We start from the raw sequence: 17,318 nt of genomic DNA on the forward strand, positions 1-17,318 counted from the left end.
CGTGGGCGGGCCGGGTGCGGTCCGCGTGGTGTGCGCAGGTCGGTCGCCTGCGGTCGGTAGGGGTGCTGAGTCGGTGGGTCGGTGGTGCCGGTGGGTCAGGGAGTCAGGTGGGCGGCGAGCACCGGGCCGATGACGGCGAGCGCCTCGGAGCTCGTCATCGCGCCGTGGGTGCTCGGCACCTCGTGGACGTCGAGCCGGCCGCCCAGGTACGGGAGCCAGCCCTCCGGGTCGGGGGCGTCGGCCGGCCGGTCCTTGGCGGCGGTGAAGAACACCGCGTCGCCGTCGTAGCCGGGCAGCGGGAGCTCGTGGGACAGCTCGGCGTTGGCCTGGAAGACCGCGACCACCCGGGCCACCCCGGCGCCGCTGAGGCCGGCGAGCGGACCCTCGTCGCCCTGGACGAGCGCGGCGTAGCCGTCCTCGTCGGCCGGCCAGGCGGTGACCTCCCCGGCCGGGTGGCCGAGCGAGTCGAGGATCACCGCGAGCTGCGCCGGGTCGTCCCGCCACCGCTCGGGCCCCGGCTCGCCGGTGCCCGGGTAGGCGTCCAGCAGGGCCAGCAGCCGGACCTCCTCGCCCTGCCGGCGCAGCAGCGCGGCGATCGCGTGGGCGACGGCCCCGCCGAAGGACCAGCCGAGCAGGGCGTACGGGCCCTCGGGGCGGACGGCGCGGATCTGCGCGAGGTAGGTCCGGGCCAGCTCCTCGACCGAGGCCGGGTGGGCGGTCGGGTCGGCCAGGCCGGGAGCCTGGAGGCCGTAGACCGGCTGCTCGGCGTCGGTGTGCCGGAGCAGGCCGGTGTAGACCCAGCTGATGCCGGCGGCCGGGTGGACGCAGAACAGCGGCGGGCGCGAGCCGCGGGTGCGGATCGGCAGCAGGACGGGGAAGGTCTCCGCGGCCGGGCCCTGGGCGAGCCGCTCGGCCAGCCGGGCGACGGTCGGCGCCTCGAACAGCGTGCGGACGCCGACCGCGGAGTCCTCGCCGACCAGTTCGCGCAGGCCCGCGACCAGCCGGCTGGCCAGCAGCGAGTGGCCGCCGAGCTCGAAGAAGTTGTCGTCCACGCCGACCTTCTCCAGCCCGAGCAGGTCGGCGAACAGGCCGCAGAGCAGCTCCTCCTGGGGCGTCGAGGGCGCCCGCCCGGAGCCGAGCCAGGTGGTGTCGGGGGCCGGCAGGGCCTTGCGGTCCACCTTGCCGTTGGCGGTCAGCGGCAGGGCGTCCAGGGCGACGATCGCCGAGGGCACCATGTAGTCCGGCAGGGACGCGCCGACGTGGGCCCGCAGCTCGGCCTGGTCGACCGTCCGCCCGGGGTGGGCGACGGCGTAGCCGACCAGCCGGCGGTCGCCCGGGCGGTCCTCCCGGACCAGCACGAACGCCTGGGCCAGGGAGGGGTGCCGGGCGAGCACCGCCTCGATCTCGCCGGGCTCGATCCGGAAGCCGCGGATCTTGACCTGGTGGTCGGTGCGGCCCAGGTACTCCAGGGTGCCGTCGGCCTGGCGGCGGACCAGGTCGCCGGAGCGGTACATCCGGCTGCCGGGCGCGCCGTACGGGTCGGCGACGAAGCGCTCGGCGCTCTGGCCGGGCCGGTTGAGGTAGCCGCGGGCCAGGCCGGCGCCCGCGATGTACAGCTCGCCCTCGACCCCGGCCGGGACCGGCTGGAGCGCGGCGTCCAGCACGTAGAGCCGGGTGTCCAGCACGGGCCGGCCCATCGGCGGGGCGATCCGGCCGCTGAGCGGGCTGCTCATGCTGGCGCAGACGGTGGACTCGGTCGGGCCGTAGGCGTTGACCATCCGCAGCCGGGCCGACCAGTGCTCGACCAGGTCGGGCGGGCAGGCCTCGCCGGCGACCACCAGGGTGCCGCCCTCCGGCAGCGCGTCCGGGGCCAGGACGGCCAGCGCGGTCGGCGGCAGGGTCAGGTGGGTGACGCCCTGCTCGGCGATCAGCGCGGTCAGCGAGGGACCGGGCAGCAGGTCGTCGGCGTGGCCGAGGACGGCCCGGGCGCCGGTGAGCAGCGCCATGCCCAGCTCCCAGACGGCCGCGTCGAAGGACGGCGACGCGAACAGCAGCACCCGGCTGTCCGGGGTGACGGCCAGGCCCCGGCGCTGGCTCTCCACCATGGCGGCGAGGCCGGTGTGGGTGACCACCACGCCCTTGGGGCGGCCGGTGGAGCCCGAGGTGTAGATGACGTACGCGGCCGAGTGCGGGGTGATCGCGACGCCGGTGAGGTCGTGCGCCGGGTGGCCGGAGGCGTCCAGGTCCTCGATCAGCAGCCGCGGGACGGTGCTGTCCGCGAGCAGGTCGTCGACCAGCGCCTTGCTGGTGAGGACCAGCGCGGGCCGGGCGTCGTCCAGCATGTAGGCGATCCGGTCGGCCGGGTAGCGCGGGTCCAGCGGCTGGAAGACCGCGCCGGCCTTGAGCACGGCGAGCTGGGCGACGATCAGCTCGATCGAGCGCTCCAGGGCGATCGCGACGAACCGCTCGGGGGCCGCGCCGTGCTCGATCAGCAGCCGGGCGAAGCGGTTGGCGCGCTCGTTCAGCTCGCGGTAGGTGACCCGCTCGGTGCCGAAGGAGAGCGCCACGGCGTCCGGGCGGGCGGCGGCCTGCGCCTCGAACAGCGCCGGGAAGGTGCCGAGCGGGAGGCCCTCCAGGGTGTCGTTCCAGCCGGTGAGCAGCTGCTCGCGCTCCTGCGGCGCCAGCACCTCGACCCGGCCCACCCGCTGGTCCGGGTCGGCCAGCACCGCGCGCAGGGCGCGCTCGAAGCGGGCGGCGGTGGCCTCGGCGGTGGCCCGGTCGAACAGGTCGACGGCGTACTCGACGGTCAGGCCCAGCCCGGCGGGCGCGCCGGCCGCGTCGAAGCTCTCGCTGAAGGCGAAGGTCAGGTCGAACTTGGCGAGGTCCGAGTCCAGTTGCTCGACCCGGCCGGGCAGGCCGCCGAGGCTGATCCCCTCGGCGTCGCCGCCGGAGGTCAGCATCACCTGGCAGAGCGGGTGGCGGGCGGTGGAGCGCACCGGGTTGAGCAGCTCGACCAGCCGCTCGAAGGGCACGTCCTGGTGCTCGAAGGCGTCCAGGGTGGTGACCCGGACGCGCTCCACCAGCTCCCGGAAGGTCGGGTCGCCGGAGGTGTCGGTGCGCAGCACCAGGGTGTTGACGAAGAAGCCGACCAGGTCCTCCAGCGCCTCGTCGGTGCGCCCGGCCACCACGGTGCCGATCGGCAGGTCGGTGCCCGCGCCGATCCGGCCCAGCGTGGTGGCCAGCGCGGCCTGCATCACCATGAACACGCTGGCCCGGCTCCGCTGCGCCAACTCGACCAGGGAGGCGTGGAGTCCGGCGTCCATCCGGAGCTCGACGGCGGCGCCGCGGCGGCTCGGGGCGGCCGGGCGGTGGCGGTCGAAGGGGAGCGTCAGCTCCTCCGGGAGGTCGGCCAGGGCCCGCTGCCAGTAGGCGAGCTGGTCGGTCAGCAGGGCGCTGGGCCGCTCGTCGGTGCCGAGCAGCTCGTGCTGCCAGAGGGTGTAGTCGGCGTACTGCACCGGCAGCGGCCGCCAGTCGGGGGCGGTGCCGGCGGTCCGGGCCCGGTACGCCTCGGCGAGGTCGCGCAGCAGCGGGACCACGGACCAGCCGTCGGTGGCGATGTGGTGCATCAGCACCAGCAGGACGTGCTCGTCGCCCGGCAGCGAGAGCAGGGTGGCGCGCACCGGCAGGTCGCGGGCGAGGTCGAAGACCTGCGAGCCGGCTTCGGCGAGCGCCGCCGCGAGCTCCTCCTCGGTGGCCACCGGCACGGTGTGCAGCGGGAGTCCGGGGTTCTCCAGGAGCAGCTGGTGCGGCTGCCCGTCGGTGGTCGGGTAGACGGTGCGCAGCACCTCGTGGCGGTCGAGCAGGTCGGTCAGGGCCGCCTGGAGGGCGGCGGTGTCGATCCGGCCGGTCAGCCGGACCGCGCACGGGGTGTTGTAGAGCGCGCTCGGGCCCTCGAACTGGTCGATGAACCAGAGGCGTTGCTGCGCGGGCGAGAGCGGGACGCGCTCTGGCCGCTGGACCGGCCGCAGCGCCGGACGGGCGGCGCCCGGGGCGGGCAGGGCGGCGGCCAGGGCGGCCACGCTGGGGGCGTCGAACAGTGCCCGGACGGGCAGTTCGGTGCCGAGCGCGGTGCGGATGCGGCTGACCAGCTTGGTGGCGAGCAGCGAGTGGCCGCCCAGGTCGAAGAAGCTGTCGTCGATCCCGATCCGGTCCAACCCGAGGACGTCGGTGAACAGTTCGCAGAGCGCGCGCTCGGTGTCGGTGCGCGGGGCGCGGCCCTCGGCCGCCCCGGTGTAGTCGGGGGCGGGCAGGGCGCGGCGGTCGACCTTGCCGTTGGCGGTCACCGGGAGGGCGTCGAGGACGACCACCGCGGCGGGCAGCATGTAGCTGGGCAGGCTGTCGGCGACGGCGGCGCGCAGCTCGGCGGGAGTGCCCTCGCCGGTGGCGTAGACCACCAGGCGCTTGTCGCCCGGCTGGTCCTCGCGGACCACGGCGAAGGCCTGGCCGACGGTCGGCAGGGCGGTGAACGCGCCCTCCACCTCGCCGAGTTCGATCCGGAAGCCGCGGATCTTCACCTGGTCGTCGGCCCGGCCGAGGAACTCCAGCACGCCGTCGGCGGTCCAGCGGACCAGGTCGCCGGTGCGGTACATCCGGCTGCCGGGCTCGCCGAACGGGCAGGCCACGAAGCGCTCGGAGGTCAGGCCGGGGCGGCCGACGTAGCCGCGGGCCAGGCCGGCCCCGGCGATGTACAGCTCGCCGGCCACGCCGGCCGGCACCGGGCGCAGCGCGGTGTCCAGCACGTACGGCCGGGTGTTGGCCAGCGGGCGGCCGATCGGCACCACGGCGGGGACGGGCTCGCCCGGCTCCATGGTGAAGGTGGTCTTGATGGCGGTGGTCTCGGTGGGCGCGTACACCGCGACCACGGAGGTGTCCGGGCAGGCCCGGTGGATCCGGCGGACGGACTCCGGCGGGACGACGTCGCCGCCGGTCCACACCTGCCGTACGTGCCGGAAGGCGGCCGGGTCCTCGTCGGCCATCAGCCGCAGCAGGCCGGACGGGGCCTGGACGAGGGTCACCCGGTGGGTGGTGACGGTCTCGGCGAGGCGGCGGATGTCCAGTTCGCCGGGCTCGGCGAGCACGATCGCCCCGCCGGTGACCAGCGGCGCCCAGATCTCGGTGGTGGAGGCGTCGAAGGCGGTGGGCGAGTGCAGCAGCACCCGCTCGTGGTGGCCGGCCCGGAACTGCGGGTTGCCCAGCAGGTCCACCACGTTGCGGTGGGTGACGGCGACGCCCTTGGGCACCCCGGTCGAGCCCGAGGTGTACATCACGTAGACCAGCTGGCCGGGCAGGACCGGCACGCCCGGGTTGCCCGCCGCCGGGGCCCCGGCGAGCAGCGCGTCGGTGACCTCCAGGGTGGCGAAGCCCTCGGTGGCGAGCACCGGGTGGCCCCGGTGGGCCGGGTCGACGAGCAGCAGGCCGGTACGGGTGTCGGCGAGGATGTGCTGGAGCCGGTCCAGCGGGTAGCGGTCGTCCAGCGGGACGTAGGTGCCGCCCGCCTTGGCGATCGCGAGGACGGCGGTGAGCAGTCCGGCGGAGCGCTCCATCAGCACCGCGACCGGCTGTTCGGTGGTCAGGCCGCGCTCCAGCAGCAGGGCGGCGAGCCGGTTGGCGCGGTCGTTCAGCTCGGCGTAGTCGAGCTGTTCGGTGTCGGAGACCAGGGCGACGGCGTCGGGGGTGGCGGCGGCCTGGGCCTCGAACAGCCGGGGCAGGCTCTGCTCGGCGACCGGGGCGGCCGGCCCGTTCCAGCCGGTGAGCAGCTGCTCGCGCTCGGCCGGGGCGAGGATCTCGATGCCGCCGATCGGCGCGTCCGGGGTGGCGACGGCGGCGCGCAGCACGCGCACCAGCCGCTCGGCGACGGAGTCGGCGGTGGCGTGGTCGAAGAGGTCGGCCGCGTAGTCCACGGCGGCGCGCACGCCCAGGCAGGTGCCGTCGGCCGCGAGCCGCTCGACGAAGTTGAAGTTGAGGTCGAACTGGGCCTGGGCCTCGCCGACCTCGACCGGGGTGCCCACCGCGGCGCCGAAGACGAGGTCCTCGGCCCGCTCCGCGTTCAGGGTGACGACGGTCTGGAAGAGCGGGTGGCGGGCCGGGGTGCGGGTCGGGTTGAGGTGTTCGACCAGGCGCTCGAAGGGGATGTCCTGGTGGTCGTAGGCGTCCAGGTCGGTGCGGCGGACCCGGTCGAGCAGTTCCCGGAAGGTCGGGTCGCCGCTGGTGTCGGTGCGCAGCAGCAGGGTGTTGACGAAGAAGCCGACCAGGTCGTCCAGGGCCTCGTCGGTGCGGCCGGCCACCGGAGTGCCGAGCGGCAGGTCGGTGCCGGCGCCGAGGCGGGTGTAGAGGACGGCGACCGCGGCCTGCAGCGCCATGAACAGGCTGGCGTGCCGGCTGGAGGCCAACTCGGTGAGCGCGGCGTGCAGTTCGGCGTCGAGCTCGAACTCGGCGGCGCCGCCGCGGCGGCTCGGCAGGGCCGGGCGCGGCCGGTCGTAGGGCAGCGCCAGCTCCTCCGGCAGGCCGGAGAGCTCCTTCTGCCAGTGCGCGAGTTGCAGCGAGACGACGCTCTCCGGGTCGTCCTCCTCGCCGAGCAGCTCGCGCTGCCAGAGGGTGTAGTCGGCGTACTGCACCGGCAGCGGCTCCCACCGCGGCTCGGCGCCGGCGGTCCGGGCCCGGTAGGCCTCGGCGAGGTCGCGGAAGAGCGGGGCGACCGACCAGCCGTCGCTGGCGATGTGGTGGGTGAGCAGCAGCAGGACGTGCTCGTCCGGCGTGGGCAGGGCGTACAGCCAGGCCCGGAGGGGCAGGTCGGCGGCGAGGTCGAAGACCTGCCCGGCCGCCTCGCGCATCAGCTCGTGCAGCTCGGCCTCGTCGGCCGCCGGCACCCGGTGCAGCGGCGGGCGGCCCTCGGCGAGGATGTGCTGGTGGGGCTGGCCGTCGGTGGTGGGGAAGACGGTGCGCAGCACCTCGTGCCGGTCCACCACGTCCCCGAGCGCGTCCTCGAGGGCGGCGGCGTCGAGCTCGCCGGTCAGCCGGAGGGCGAACGGAGTGTTGTAGAGGGCGCTCGGGCCCTCGAACTGTTCGATGAACCAGAGCCGCTGCTGGGCGAACGACAACGGGATCAAGGTCTGCCTCCGACTGGCGACGTACGGCTGCTGGGGCTGGTGGGGCGGTGGTGTCTGGTGCGGCGGGGCGGTCGTGCGGCAGGGCGGTCGTACGGCGGGGGCGGGCCGCCACCGGTGGGCGGCCCGCGTCCCGCCTGCGGTCAGTCCTGGCCGGGGCGGCGCATCCGTCGCAGGGCCGGGCGGGCCTTCTTCGGCGCGGGCGCCTCCTCGCCCCCGGGCAGGACGGCGGCGAGGGCGGCGACCGTGGGCGCGTCGAACAGGGTGCGGATCGGCAGCTCCGCGCCGAGGGTGGCGCGGATGCGGCTGACCAGCCGGGTGGCGAGCAGCGAGTGGCCGCCGAGGTCGAAGAACCGGTCGTCGATGCTGACCGTGGGCACGCCCAGCACCTCGGCGAACAGGGCGCACAGCTCCCGCTCGCGCTCGGTGCGCGGGGCGCGGCCCTCGGCCGCCCCGGCGTACTCGGGGGCGGGCAGGGCGCGGCGGTCGACCTTGCCGTTGGCGGTGACCGGCAGGCTGTCCAGGACGACCACGGCGGCCGGGAGCATGTAGCCGGCCAGGCGGTCCGCGACGAAGGCGCGCAGTTCGCCGTCGGTGGCCTTGCCGGTGGCGTACACCACCAGGCGCTTGTCGCCCGGCTGGTCCTCGCGGACCACCGCGAGCGCCTGGCCGACGCCCTCGTGGGCGGTGAACGCCGCCTCCACCTCGCCGAGTTCGATCCGGAAGCCGCGGATCTTCACCTGGTCGTCGGCCCGGCCGAGGAACTCCAGCACGCCGTCGGCGGTCCAGCGGGCGAGGTCGCCGGTGCGGTACATCCGGCTGCCCGGCCCGTCGAAGGGGCAGGCGACGAAGCGCTCGGCGCTGAGCGCCGGGCGGCCGACGTAGCCGCGGGCCAGGCCGGCTCCGGCGATGTACAGCTCGCCCGCCACCCCGGCCGGCACCGGCTGCAGGCCGGCGTCCAGCACGTACAGCCGGGTGTTGGCCAGCGGGCGCCCGATCGGCACCGTGCTCGGCACCGCCGCGGCGTCGGGCATCGGGTACTGGGTGGCGCACAGGGTGGTCTCGGTGGGCCCGTAGAGCGCCCGCACCGCGATGCCCGGGACGGCCTCCAGCACCCGGCGCACGGCCGGGGCGGAGACCACGTCGCCGCCGGTCAGCACCTCGCGCACACCGGCGAAGATGCCCGGGTCCTCCTCCGCGATGACCCGGAACAGGCCGGCGGTGACGTGCACGTGGGTGAGCGCGTGGACCCGGACCAGCTGCCGGATGGCGGCCGCGTCCAGGTCGCCCTGCGGCGCGACGACCACCTGGCCGCCGGAGAGCAGCGGCACCCAGATCTCGTAGGTGGAGGCGTCGAAGGCGTGCGGCGCGTGGAACAGCACCCGCAGGCCCTCGTCGTGCCGCCAGCACGGGTCGGTGGCGAGCTGCACCACGTCCCGGTGGCTGATCGCGATGCCCTTGGGCTCGCCGGTGGAGCCGGAGGTGAACATCACGTACGCGAGCTGCTCCGGGTGGGGCGCGGCCCGGTGGGCGCGCCGCTCGCGCGGACCGTCGAACCAGCCCGGGGTGAGCGGCAGGACGGGGCAGGGGGCGTCGGCGGCCAGCGGGTGGTCGCGGTGCGCCGGGTCGACCAGGACGAGCGCGGCGGCCGTCTCGGCGGTGATCCGGCGCAGCCGCTCGGCCGGGTGGCGGTCGTCCAGCGGGACATAGGTGCCGCCCGCCTTGGCCACCGCGAGGATCGCCGTCAGCAGGTCGGCGGAGCGGTCCATCAGCAGGACCACCGGCGTCTCGGCGCCGACCCCGGCGCCGGCCAGGTGGGCCGCCAGGTGCTCGGCCCGGGACTCCAGTTCGGCGTAGCTGAGGGTGCCGTCCTCGGCGACCACGGCCGGCGCGTCGGGGGTGGCGGCGGCCCGCGCCTCGAACAGCTCCGGCAGGGTCGCGTCCGGGAAGGGCGCGGCGGTGTCGTTCCAGCCGGTGAGCAGCTGCTCGCGCTCGGCCGGGGCGAGGACCTCGATGCCGCCGATCGGCGCGTCCGGGGTGGCGACGGCGGCGCGCAGCACCCGCAGCAGCCGCTCGGCGACGGAGACGGCGGTGGCGTGGTCGAAGAGGTCGACCGCGTACTCGACCGCCACCGTCAGACCCGCCTGCGGGCCCTGCTCGGTGAAGCGGAAGGACAGGTCGAACTTGGCCACGTCCAGCTCGAAGGGGTGCTCCGCGCAGCCCAGGCCGCCGAAGGAGTCCGGCACCGTGACCCGGCTCTCCAGGGCCACCAGGGTCTGGAAGAGCGGGTGGCGGGCCGGGGTGCGGGTCGGGTTGAGGTGTTCGACCAGGCGCTCGAAGGGGATGTCCTGGTGGTCGTAGGCGTCCAGGTCGGTGCGGCGGATCCGGTCGAGCAGTTCCCGGAAGGTCGGGTCGCCGCTGGTGTCGGTGCGCAGCAGCAGGGTGTTGACGAAGAAGCCGACCAGGTCGTCCAGGGCCTCGTCGGTGCGGCCGGCCACCGGGGTGCCGAGCGGCAGGTCGGTGCCGGCGCCGAGGCGGGTGTAGAGGACGGCGACCGCGGCCTGCAGCGCCATGAACAGGCTGGCGTTCTGCGCTGCCGCCAACTCGCCGAGAGCACTGTGCAGGTCGGCGTCGACGGCGACCTCCACCAGGCCGCCCCGGTGCCCCGGCACGGTCGGGCGCGGACGGTCGTAGGGGAGCGCCAGCTCCTCCGGGGCGTCGGCCAGGGCCTGCTGCCAGTAGGCGAGTTGGTCGGTCAGCAGGGCGCTGGGCTGCTCCTCGGTGCCGAGCAGTTCGCGCTGCCAGAGGGTGTAGTCGGCGTACTGCACCGGCAGCGGCGCGCGGTCCGGCGCGCTGCCGGTGCGGCGGGCCTGGTAGGCCTCGGCGAGGTCGCGGAAGAGCGGGGCGGTCGACCAGCCGTCGGTGGCGATGTGGTGCATCAGCACCAGCAGGACGTGCTCGTCGTGCGGCAGCGACAGCAGGGTGGCGCGCACCGGCAGGTCGTGGGCGAGGTCGAAGACCTCCTCGCCGGCCGTGACCAGCGCGGTCCGCAGCTCCGCCTCGTCCGCCACCCGCACCTGGCGCAGGGAGAACCCGTCCGCGTCGGTCACCAGTTGGTGCGGGCGGCCGTCGACGGTCGGGAAGACGGTGCGCAGCACCTCGTGCCGGCGCACCACGTCCCGGACCGCCTCCTCCAGGGCGGGGACGTCGACGGCGCCGGTGAGCCGGACCGCGACCGGGGTGTTGTAGAGCGCGCTCGGACCCTCGAACTGCTCGATGAACCAGAGGCGTTGCTGCGCCGAGGAGAGCGGCACGCGCTCCGGCCGCTCGGCCGGCCGCAGGGCCGGACGGGCCGCCGCGGAGTCGGGCAGCGCGGCGGACAGCAGGGCCACCGTCGGGTTGTCGAAGAGGGTGCGGATCGGCAGCTCGGCGCCGAGGCCGGCCCGGATGCGGCTGACCAGCTTGGTGGCGAGCAGCGAGTGGCCGCCGCGGTCGAAGAAGTTGTCGTCGATGCTGATCCGGGTGAGCCCCAGGACCTCGGCGAACAGCCCGCACAGGGCCTGCTCGGCGGCGTTGCGCGGCTCGCGGCCGCCGTCGGCGCCGTTGTAGTCGGGCGCGGGCAGGGCCTTGCGGTCCACCTTGCCGTTGGGGTTCACCGGCAGCTCGTCGAGGACCACGATCGCGGCCGGCAGCATGTAGCCGGGCAGCCGCTCGGTGACGAAGTCGCGCAGTTCCTCGGACCGCACCTCGCCGGTGACGTACGCGACCAGGCGCTTGTCGCCCGGCTGGTCCTGGCGGACCGCCACGCAGACCTGGCCGACCGCCGGGTGGGCGGTGAACGCCGCCTCCACCTCGCCGAGTTCGATCCGGAACCCGCGCAGCTTCACCTGGTCGTCCGCTCGACCGACGAACTCCAGTTCGCCCGTGGGCGTCCAGCGCACCACGTCGCCGGTGCGGTACATCCGCCCGCCGGGCTCGCCGAAGGGGCAGGCCACGAAGCGCTCGGAGGTCAGGCCGGGGCGGCGGACGTAGCCGCGGGCCAGGCCGGAGCCGCCGATGTACAGCTCGCCGGCCACGCCGACCGGCACCGGGCGCAGCCCGGCGTCCAGCACGTACAGCCGGTTGTTGGGCAGCGGCCGGCCGATCGGGACGATGTTCGGCACCTCGGCGGCCGAGGTCATCGGGAAGTGCGTGGCGAAGGTGGTCGTCTCGGTCGGCCCGTAGACGTTGATCAGCCGCAGTCCGGGGCAGGTGTCCAGCACCCGCCGCATGGCGACCGGCGAGGCGATGTCGCCGCCCGTCCACACCTCGTGCAGCCCGGCGAAGGTCTCCGGGGCCTCGGCGGCCAGCACGTTGAAGAGGCCGACGCTGATCCAGGCCGAGGTGGTCCGCTCGTGGCCGATCACCGCCACCAGCTCGGCGATGCCCAGCCGGCCGGCCGGGGCGATCACCAGCTGGCCGCCGGAGAGCAGCGGGGTCCAGATCTCGTAGGTGGAGGCGTCGAAGGCGGAGGGGGCGTGCACCGGGAGCCGCTCGTGGCCGCCGCCGGTGAACTGCCCGCCGAGCGCGAGGTCCACCACGGCGCGGTGGGTGATGGCGATGCCCTTGGGCACGCCGGTCGAGCCGGAGGTGTGCATCACGTACACCAACTGGTCGGCCCGCTGCGGCAGTCCGAGGTTCTCCGGGTGCTCCTCGGCGTGCGGGTCGAGCACCGTCAGCCCGGCCAGCGCGGGGTGGTCGCGGTGCGCGGCGTCGGCCAGCACCAGCTCGGCGCCGGCGTCGGCGAGGACGGTCCGCAGCCGGTCCGTCGGCTGGGCGTCGTCCAGCGGCACGTACAGGCCGCCGGCCTTGAGCACGGCCAGGATCGCCACGATCTGAGCGGCCGAGCGGTCGATCATCAGGGCGACCGGGGTCTCCCGGACGACCCCGGCCTCGACCAGCCGCCGCGCCAGGCCGTTGGCCCGGGCGTTGAGCTGGGCGTAGGTGAGCTCGGCGTCGTCGGCGGTGAGCGCGATCGCGTCCGGGTCGGCGGCGACCCGGGCCTCGAACAGCTCGGGCAGCGAGCCCTCCGGCAGCGGGCTGCTGGTGCCGCTCCACCCGGTGACCAGCTCGGCGCGCTCGGCCTCGGTCAACACCTCGACGGTGCCGACGAGTTCGGCCGGGTCGGCGACGATCCGGTCGAGCAGCGCGAGGAAGCGGTCCAGGAAGGCGCGGGCCTCCTCGGGGCCGAAGGCGTCCGGCTGGTGGTCCAGGCGCAGCTGGAGGCCGTCGCCGGGGGTGAGGGCGAGCACCAGCGGGTAGTGGGCGCTGTCGACGTCCTCGACCAGGGTGACGCGGGTGGCGCCGCTCGGGTCGGCGTCGTCCAGGGCGGACGGGTCCGGGTAGTTGCCGTACACCGTGACGGTGTCGAACAGGCTGCCCATGCCGGCGAGTTGCTGGATCTCGGTGAGGCTGAGGTGCTGGTGGTCCAGCAGCGCGGACTGCTCGTGCTGGAGGCGCAGCAGCAGCTGGCCCCAGCTCTCCGCCTGGTCCAGGCGCACCCGCACCGGGACGGTGTTGATGAGCAGGCCCATCATCCGCTCCACGCCCGGCAGGTCGTGCGGCCGGCCGGAGACGGTGGTGCCGAACAGCACGTCCTCGCGCCCGGTGAGCCGGGCCAGCAGCACGCCCCAGGCCGCCTGGACCAGGGTGTTGAGGGTGACGCCGTAGCGGCGGGCGGTGCGGGACAGCGCCTCGGTGGTCTCCGGGCTGAGCCCGGTGTGCAGGCGCAGCGGCAGCTGCGGGGCGCCGGCGGAGCGGCCGGGGGCGAGCAGGGTGGGCTCGTCGGCACCGGCCAGGGCCTGGGCCCAGGCGGCGCGGGCGGCCGCGCCGTCGCGCCGGGAGATCCAGCGCAGGTACTCGCGGTACGGGGCCGCCGGGGCCAGCGGCTGCTCGAAGTACAGGCCCCACAGCTCCTCGGCGAACAGCGGGGTGGACCAGCCGTCCAGCAGGATGTGGTGCGCGGAGGCGATCAGCTGGTGGCGCTCGGGGGCGAGCCTGAGCAGGGTGTAGCGCAGCAGCGGCGGGCGGTCGAGGTCGAAGCGCCGGCCGTACTCGGCGGCGGCGATCCGGGCGGCCTCGGCCCGCGGGTCGGCGTGGGCGCTCAGGTCGACGACGGTGAAGGGCAGTTCGACGCCGTCCGGGACGACCTGCACGGGCGGACCGTCGTGCCGCTGGTGGAACGCGGCCCTGAGGTTCGGCTGGCGGACCAGCAGCGCCTCGGCGGCGGCGCGCAGCCGCTCGGCGTCCACCGGGCCGGTGAGGTCGAAGGTCACGACCGAGGTGTAGACGTCCGCGCCGTCGGCGTCGTACGCCGAGTGGAAGGCCATGCCCTGCTGGAGCGGCGAGGTGGGCCAGACGTCCGCCAGGCGGGCGGGGGCGTGGTGGGCGGCGAGCCCGTCCAGCTCGTCCTGGGTGACGGTGACCAGCGGGAAGTCGGAGGGGGTGTGCCCGCCCGCGTCCGGCCGTTCGGCGTGCTCGGCGAGCGCGCCCAGCGCGGCGAACCAGGCCTCGGCGAAGGCGCGCACCCGCTCCTCGGAGAGCAGTCCGGTGGCGTAGGACCACTGGGCGACCAGCAACGGGCCCTGCGGGGTGTCCACGGTGGTGGCGTCCAGGCCGAGCACCCGGCCGAGCGCGAGGCCGGTCGCGGCACCCTCGCTCATCGCCTCGGTGCCGTCCAGCACGTCCTCGGCGGTGACGCCCTCGGGCGCGAAGCGGCCCAGGTAGTTGAACTCGATCTGCGGGTCGGCGCAGGCTTCGAGGACGGCGGCGGTGGCCGGGTTGAGGTGGCGCAGCAGGCCGAAGCCGATGCCGTTGTCCGGGACGGCGCGCAGCTGCTCCTTCACCCGGCCGAGGGCCCGGCCGAGCTCGGGGCCGGCCGCGGTGACCTCGGACCAGTCCAGCTCCCCGGGGGCGAGCCGGACGGGGTAGACGGAGGTGAACCAGCCGGCGGTGCGGTGCAGGTCGACGCCGTCGACGATCTCCTCGCGGCCGTGGCCCTCCACGGTGACCAGCACGGCGCCGTCCGGCCCGGTGGTCTCCCGGCCGCGCCAGTGGCCGAGGGCCAGCGCGAGAGCGGTCAGCAGCACGTCGTTGACCTGGGCGTGGTAGGCGGTGGTGACCTTGGTGAGCAGCGCCTGGGTGGTCTCGGCGGGCAGCACCAGCCGCAGCAGGCCCTCGGTGGCGTAGGTGTCCTGCGCCGGGTCCAGCGGACGGTCGCCGAGCAACGGGTCCGGGGTGTCCAGCGCGGCCTGCCAGAACGGGAGTTCGGCGGCCCGGCGGTCGGTCTGCGCCTCGGCGGTGAGCCGCTGCGCCCAGCGGCGGAAGGAGGTGGGCACCGGCGCGAGCTCGACGGCGCGGTCCTCGCGGAGCGCGGCGAGCGCGCCGAGCAGGTCCTCCTCGACGATGCGCCAGGTGACGCCGTCCACCACCAGGTGGTGGATCACCAGCAGCAGCTGCGAGGGCTGCTCCGGGCCGGCGTCGAAGCGCACGGCCTGGACCATCCGGCCGTCCTCGGGGGACAGCCGCCCGCGGGCGGCGGCGGTCTCGGCGCGCAGCGCCTCCGCGGTGGCCGGGCCCTCGACGCGGCGCAGCACGCCGTCGGCGGGGACGGTGCCGGGCTCGGGCACGTGCAGCGTCCACGGGCGCTCGGCGAGCGGGGAGGTGCGGGCGCGGAACAGGTCGTGGTGGTCGAGCAGCGCCTGGACGGCGGTGGTCAGGTGCTCCTGGGTGGTGCCTGCGGGCAGGGTGAGCAGGGTGGACTGGTAGAAGCTCTCGACCGCGCCGTGCTGCGCCGCCAGCCAGTGCACGATCGGCGTCGGCGGCACCTCGCCGAGGCCGGCCCCGGCGGGCTCGACGACGACCGGTCCCTCCAGCGGACGGGCGATCTGCGCCAGCGCCTCGACGGTCGGGGCGAGGAACACCTCGCGCGGGGTGAGCTGGAGGCCCGCGTGCCGGGCCCGGGAGACCAGCTGGATGGCCACGATGGAGTCGCCGCCCAGCTCGAAGAAGGAGTCCGTGACGCCGACCCGGGGCAGGCCCAGGACCTCGCCGAACAGCCGGACGAGGGTGTGCTCCAGCTCCCCGGCGGGGGCCCGGCCGTCCTCCTCGCCGGCGCCGAACACCGGCGCGGGCAGGGCGCGCTTGTCCACCTTGCCGTTGGGGGTGAGCGGCAGCCGGTCGAGCACCACGACGGTGGGCACCATGTGGTCGGGCAGCCGCTCGGCGCAGTACGCCCGCAGCTCGGCCGGGTCGGCGGCGCCGACGGTGTAGCCGACCAGCCGGCGCTCGCCGGGGCGGTCCTCGCGGACCAGGACGACGGCCTGGCGCACCTCGGGGTGGGCGGAGAGGGTCTGCTCGATCTCGCCGAGCTCCACCCGGAAGCCGCGGATCTTCACCTGGTCGTCGGCCCGGCCGAGGAAGTCCAGCTGGCCGTCCGGGCGGTAGCTGCCGAGGTCGCCGGTGCGGTACATCCGCTCGCCGGGCCCGCCGTACGGGTCGGCCACGAAGCGCTCGGCGGTCAGGCCGGGGCGGTTCAGGTAGCCGCGGGCCAGGTGCGGGCCGGCGAGGTACAGCTCGCCCACGGTGCCCGGCTCGACCGGGCGCAGCAGCTCGTCGAGCACGTGGATGCGCACGTCCTGGCAGGGCCGGCCGATCGGGGGCAGCTCCTCGCCGGTGAGCGGCTCGCTCATGCTGACGATGACGGTGGCCTCGGTGGGCCCGTAGCTGTTGAGCATCAGCCGGCCGCGGCCGCAGCGGGCGGCCAGCTCGCGGGAGACCGCCTCGCCGCCGCCGATCAGGGTGCGCAGCGAGGGCATCGGCAGGTCGGGCAGGGTGGAGATCATCGCGGTGGCGACGTCGGCGTGGGTGACGCCGAACCGGTCGATCAGGGCGGCCAGCGGCTCGCCGACCAGCTGGCTCTGGTCGCTCGGCAGCACCAGGGCGGCGCCGGTGGTGAGCGCCACGGACAGGTCGGAGACGGAGACGTCGAAGCTGAGCGAGGAGGCCTGGAGCACCCGGCTGCCGGGGCCGACCCCGGTGGCGGCGACCTGGGTGCCGACCATGCTGGGCAGCCCGGTGTGGGTGACGGCCACGCCCTTGGGCACGCCGGTGGAGCCGGAGGTGTAGATGACGTACGCGGTGTTCGGCGCGCTGACCGGCCGGATCCGCTCGGCGGCGGTGAAGGGCGCGGCGTCCCGGGCGGCGAGGTCCGCCAGGTGCTCGGCGGAGTCGATCAGCAGCCGGGGGGCGTCGGTGGCGGGCAGCTGCCCGGCGGCCGCGGCGGTGGTGAGCACCAGGGCGGCGCGGGAGTCGGTCAGCATGTGGCGCAGCCGCTCGGCCGGGTAGGCCGGGTCGGCGGGCAGCCAGGCGGCGCCGGTCTTGGCGACGGCGAGGATCGCGGCGATCGCCTCGGGGGACTTCGGCAGGGCCAGCGCGACGACGTCCTCGGTGCCCAGGCCGCGGGCGGCCAGCACCCGGGCCAGCCGGTTGGCGCGGGCGTCGAGTTCGGCGTAGGTGAGGGTGGTGCCCTCGGCGTACAGCGCGGGGGCGTCCGGGGTGCGGGCGACCTGGGCGTCGACCAGCTCGGTGAGGGTGGGACGGGTGTCGGTGCCGGCCAGCCGGGCGGCCAGCGCGGCGGGGGTGGCGGCGTCCGACAGGACGGCCGGCGCCAGGCGGACGCCGAACTCGGCGTGCACCCGGGCCAGCAGCCGCTCGGCGGCGGGCTGGTCGCCGCCCAGGTCGAAGAAGCCCGCCGCGGGGTCGACCGACTCCCGGCCGAGCACCTCCGCGAACAGTCGGCACAGCACCTCGGCCGCTTCCGGCCGCTGCTCGGATCTGTGCGTCTGCTGGACCCCGGACATGTGACTCTCTCCCTCGTGCGGCTGGCCCCCGCGGTGACGGGAGCGGCGAGCTGGGTGACCCCGGGGCGGTCGGCCCGACGGTCGGCGGAGCGATGTTGCGGTCGTTGTGCGGTGCTGCGGTGTGCTTCGTGTGACGGCCGCGCGGCGCACCGGTGCGGTGCGGCGGTGCGGAGCGTGGGTACGCGCCGGTGCCGTTCGATGCACGCGCGTAGACGTCGGACACGGGAACGTGCCGACGGCGGGACGGTGCGGCCGC

At 75.6% G+C, this 17,318-nt stretch carries 1 protein-coding gene and 1 pseudogene; both read right to left on the reverse strand.

Annotated elements, in window-relative coordinates:
• Positions 1–95: 95 nt before the first annotated feature.
• Positions 96–7,166 (reverse strand): annotated as a pseudogene (locus tag ACFY0X_RS28100) (amino acid adenylation domain-containing protein); the annotation flags it as partial.
• A 140-nt stretch (positions 7,167–7,306) separates the two neighbouring features.
• On the reverse strand, positions 7,307–17,062 hold the full coding sequence (locus ACFY0X_RS28105; protein ID WP_387758641.1) for an amino acid adenylation domain-containing protein: 9,756 nt from the start codon (positions 17,060–17,062) through the stop codon (positions 7,307–7,309).
• Positions 17,063–17,318 lie beyond the last annotated feature (256 nt).

It is taken from the genome of Kitasatospora sp. NPDC001547 (genome assembly GCF_042894165.1).
Classification (GTDB): domain Bacteria; phylum Actinomycetota; class Actinomycetes; order Streptomycetales; family Streptomycetaceae; genus Kitasatospora.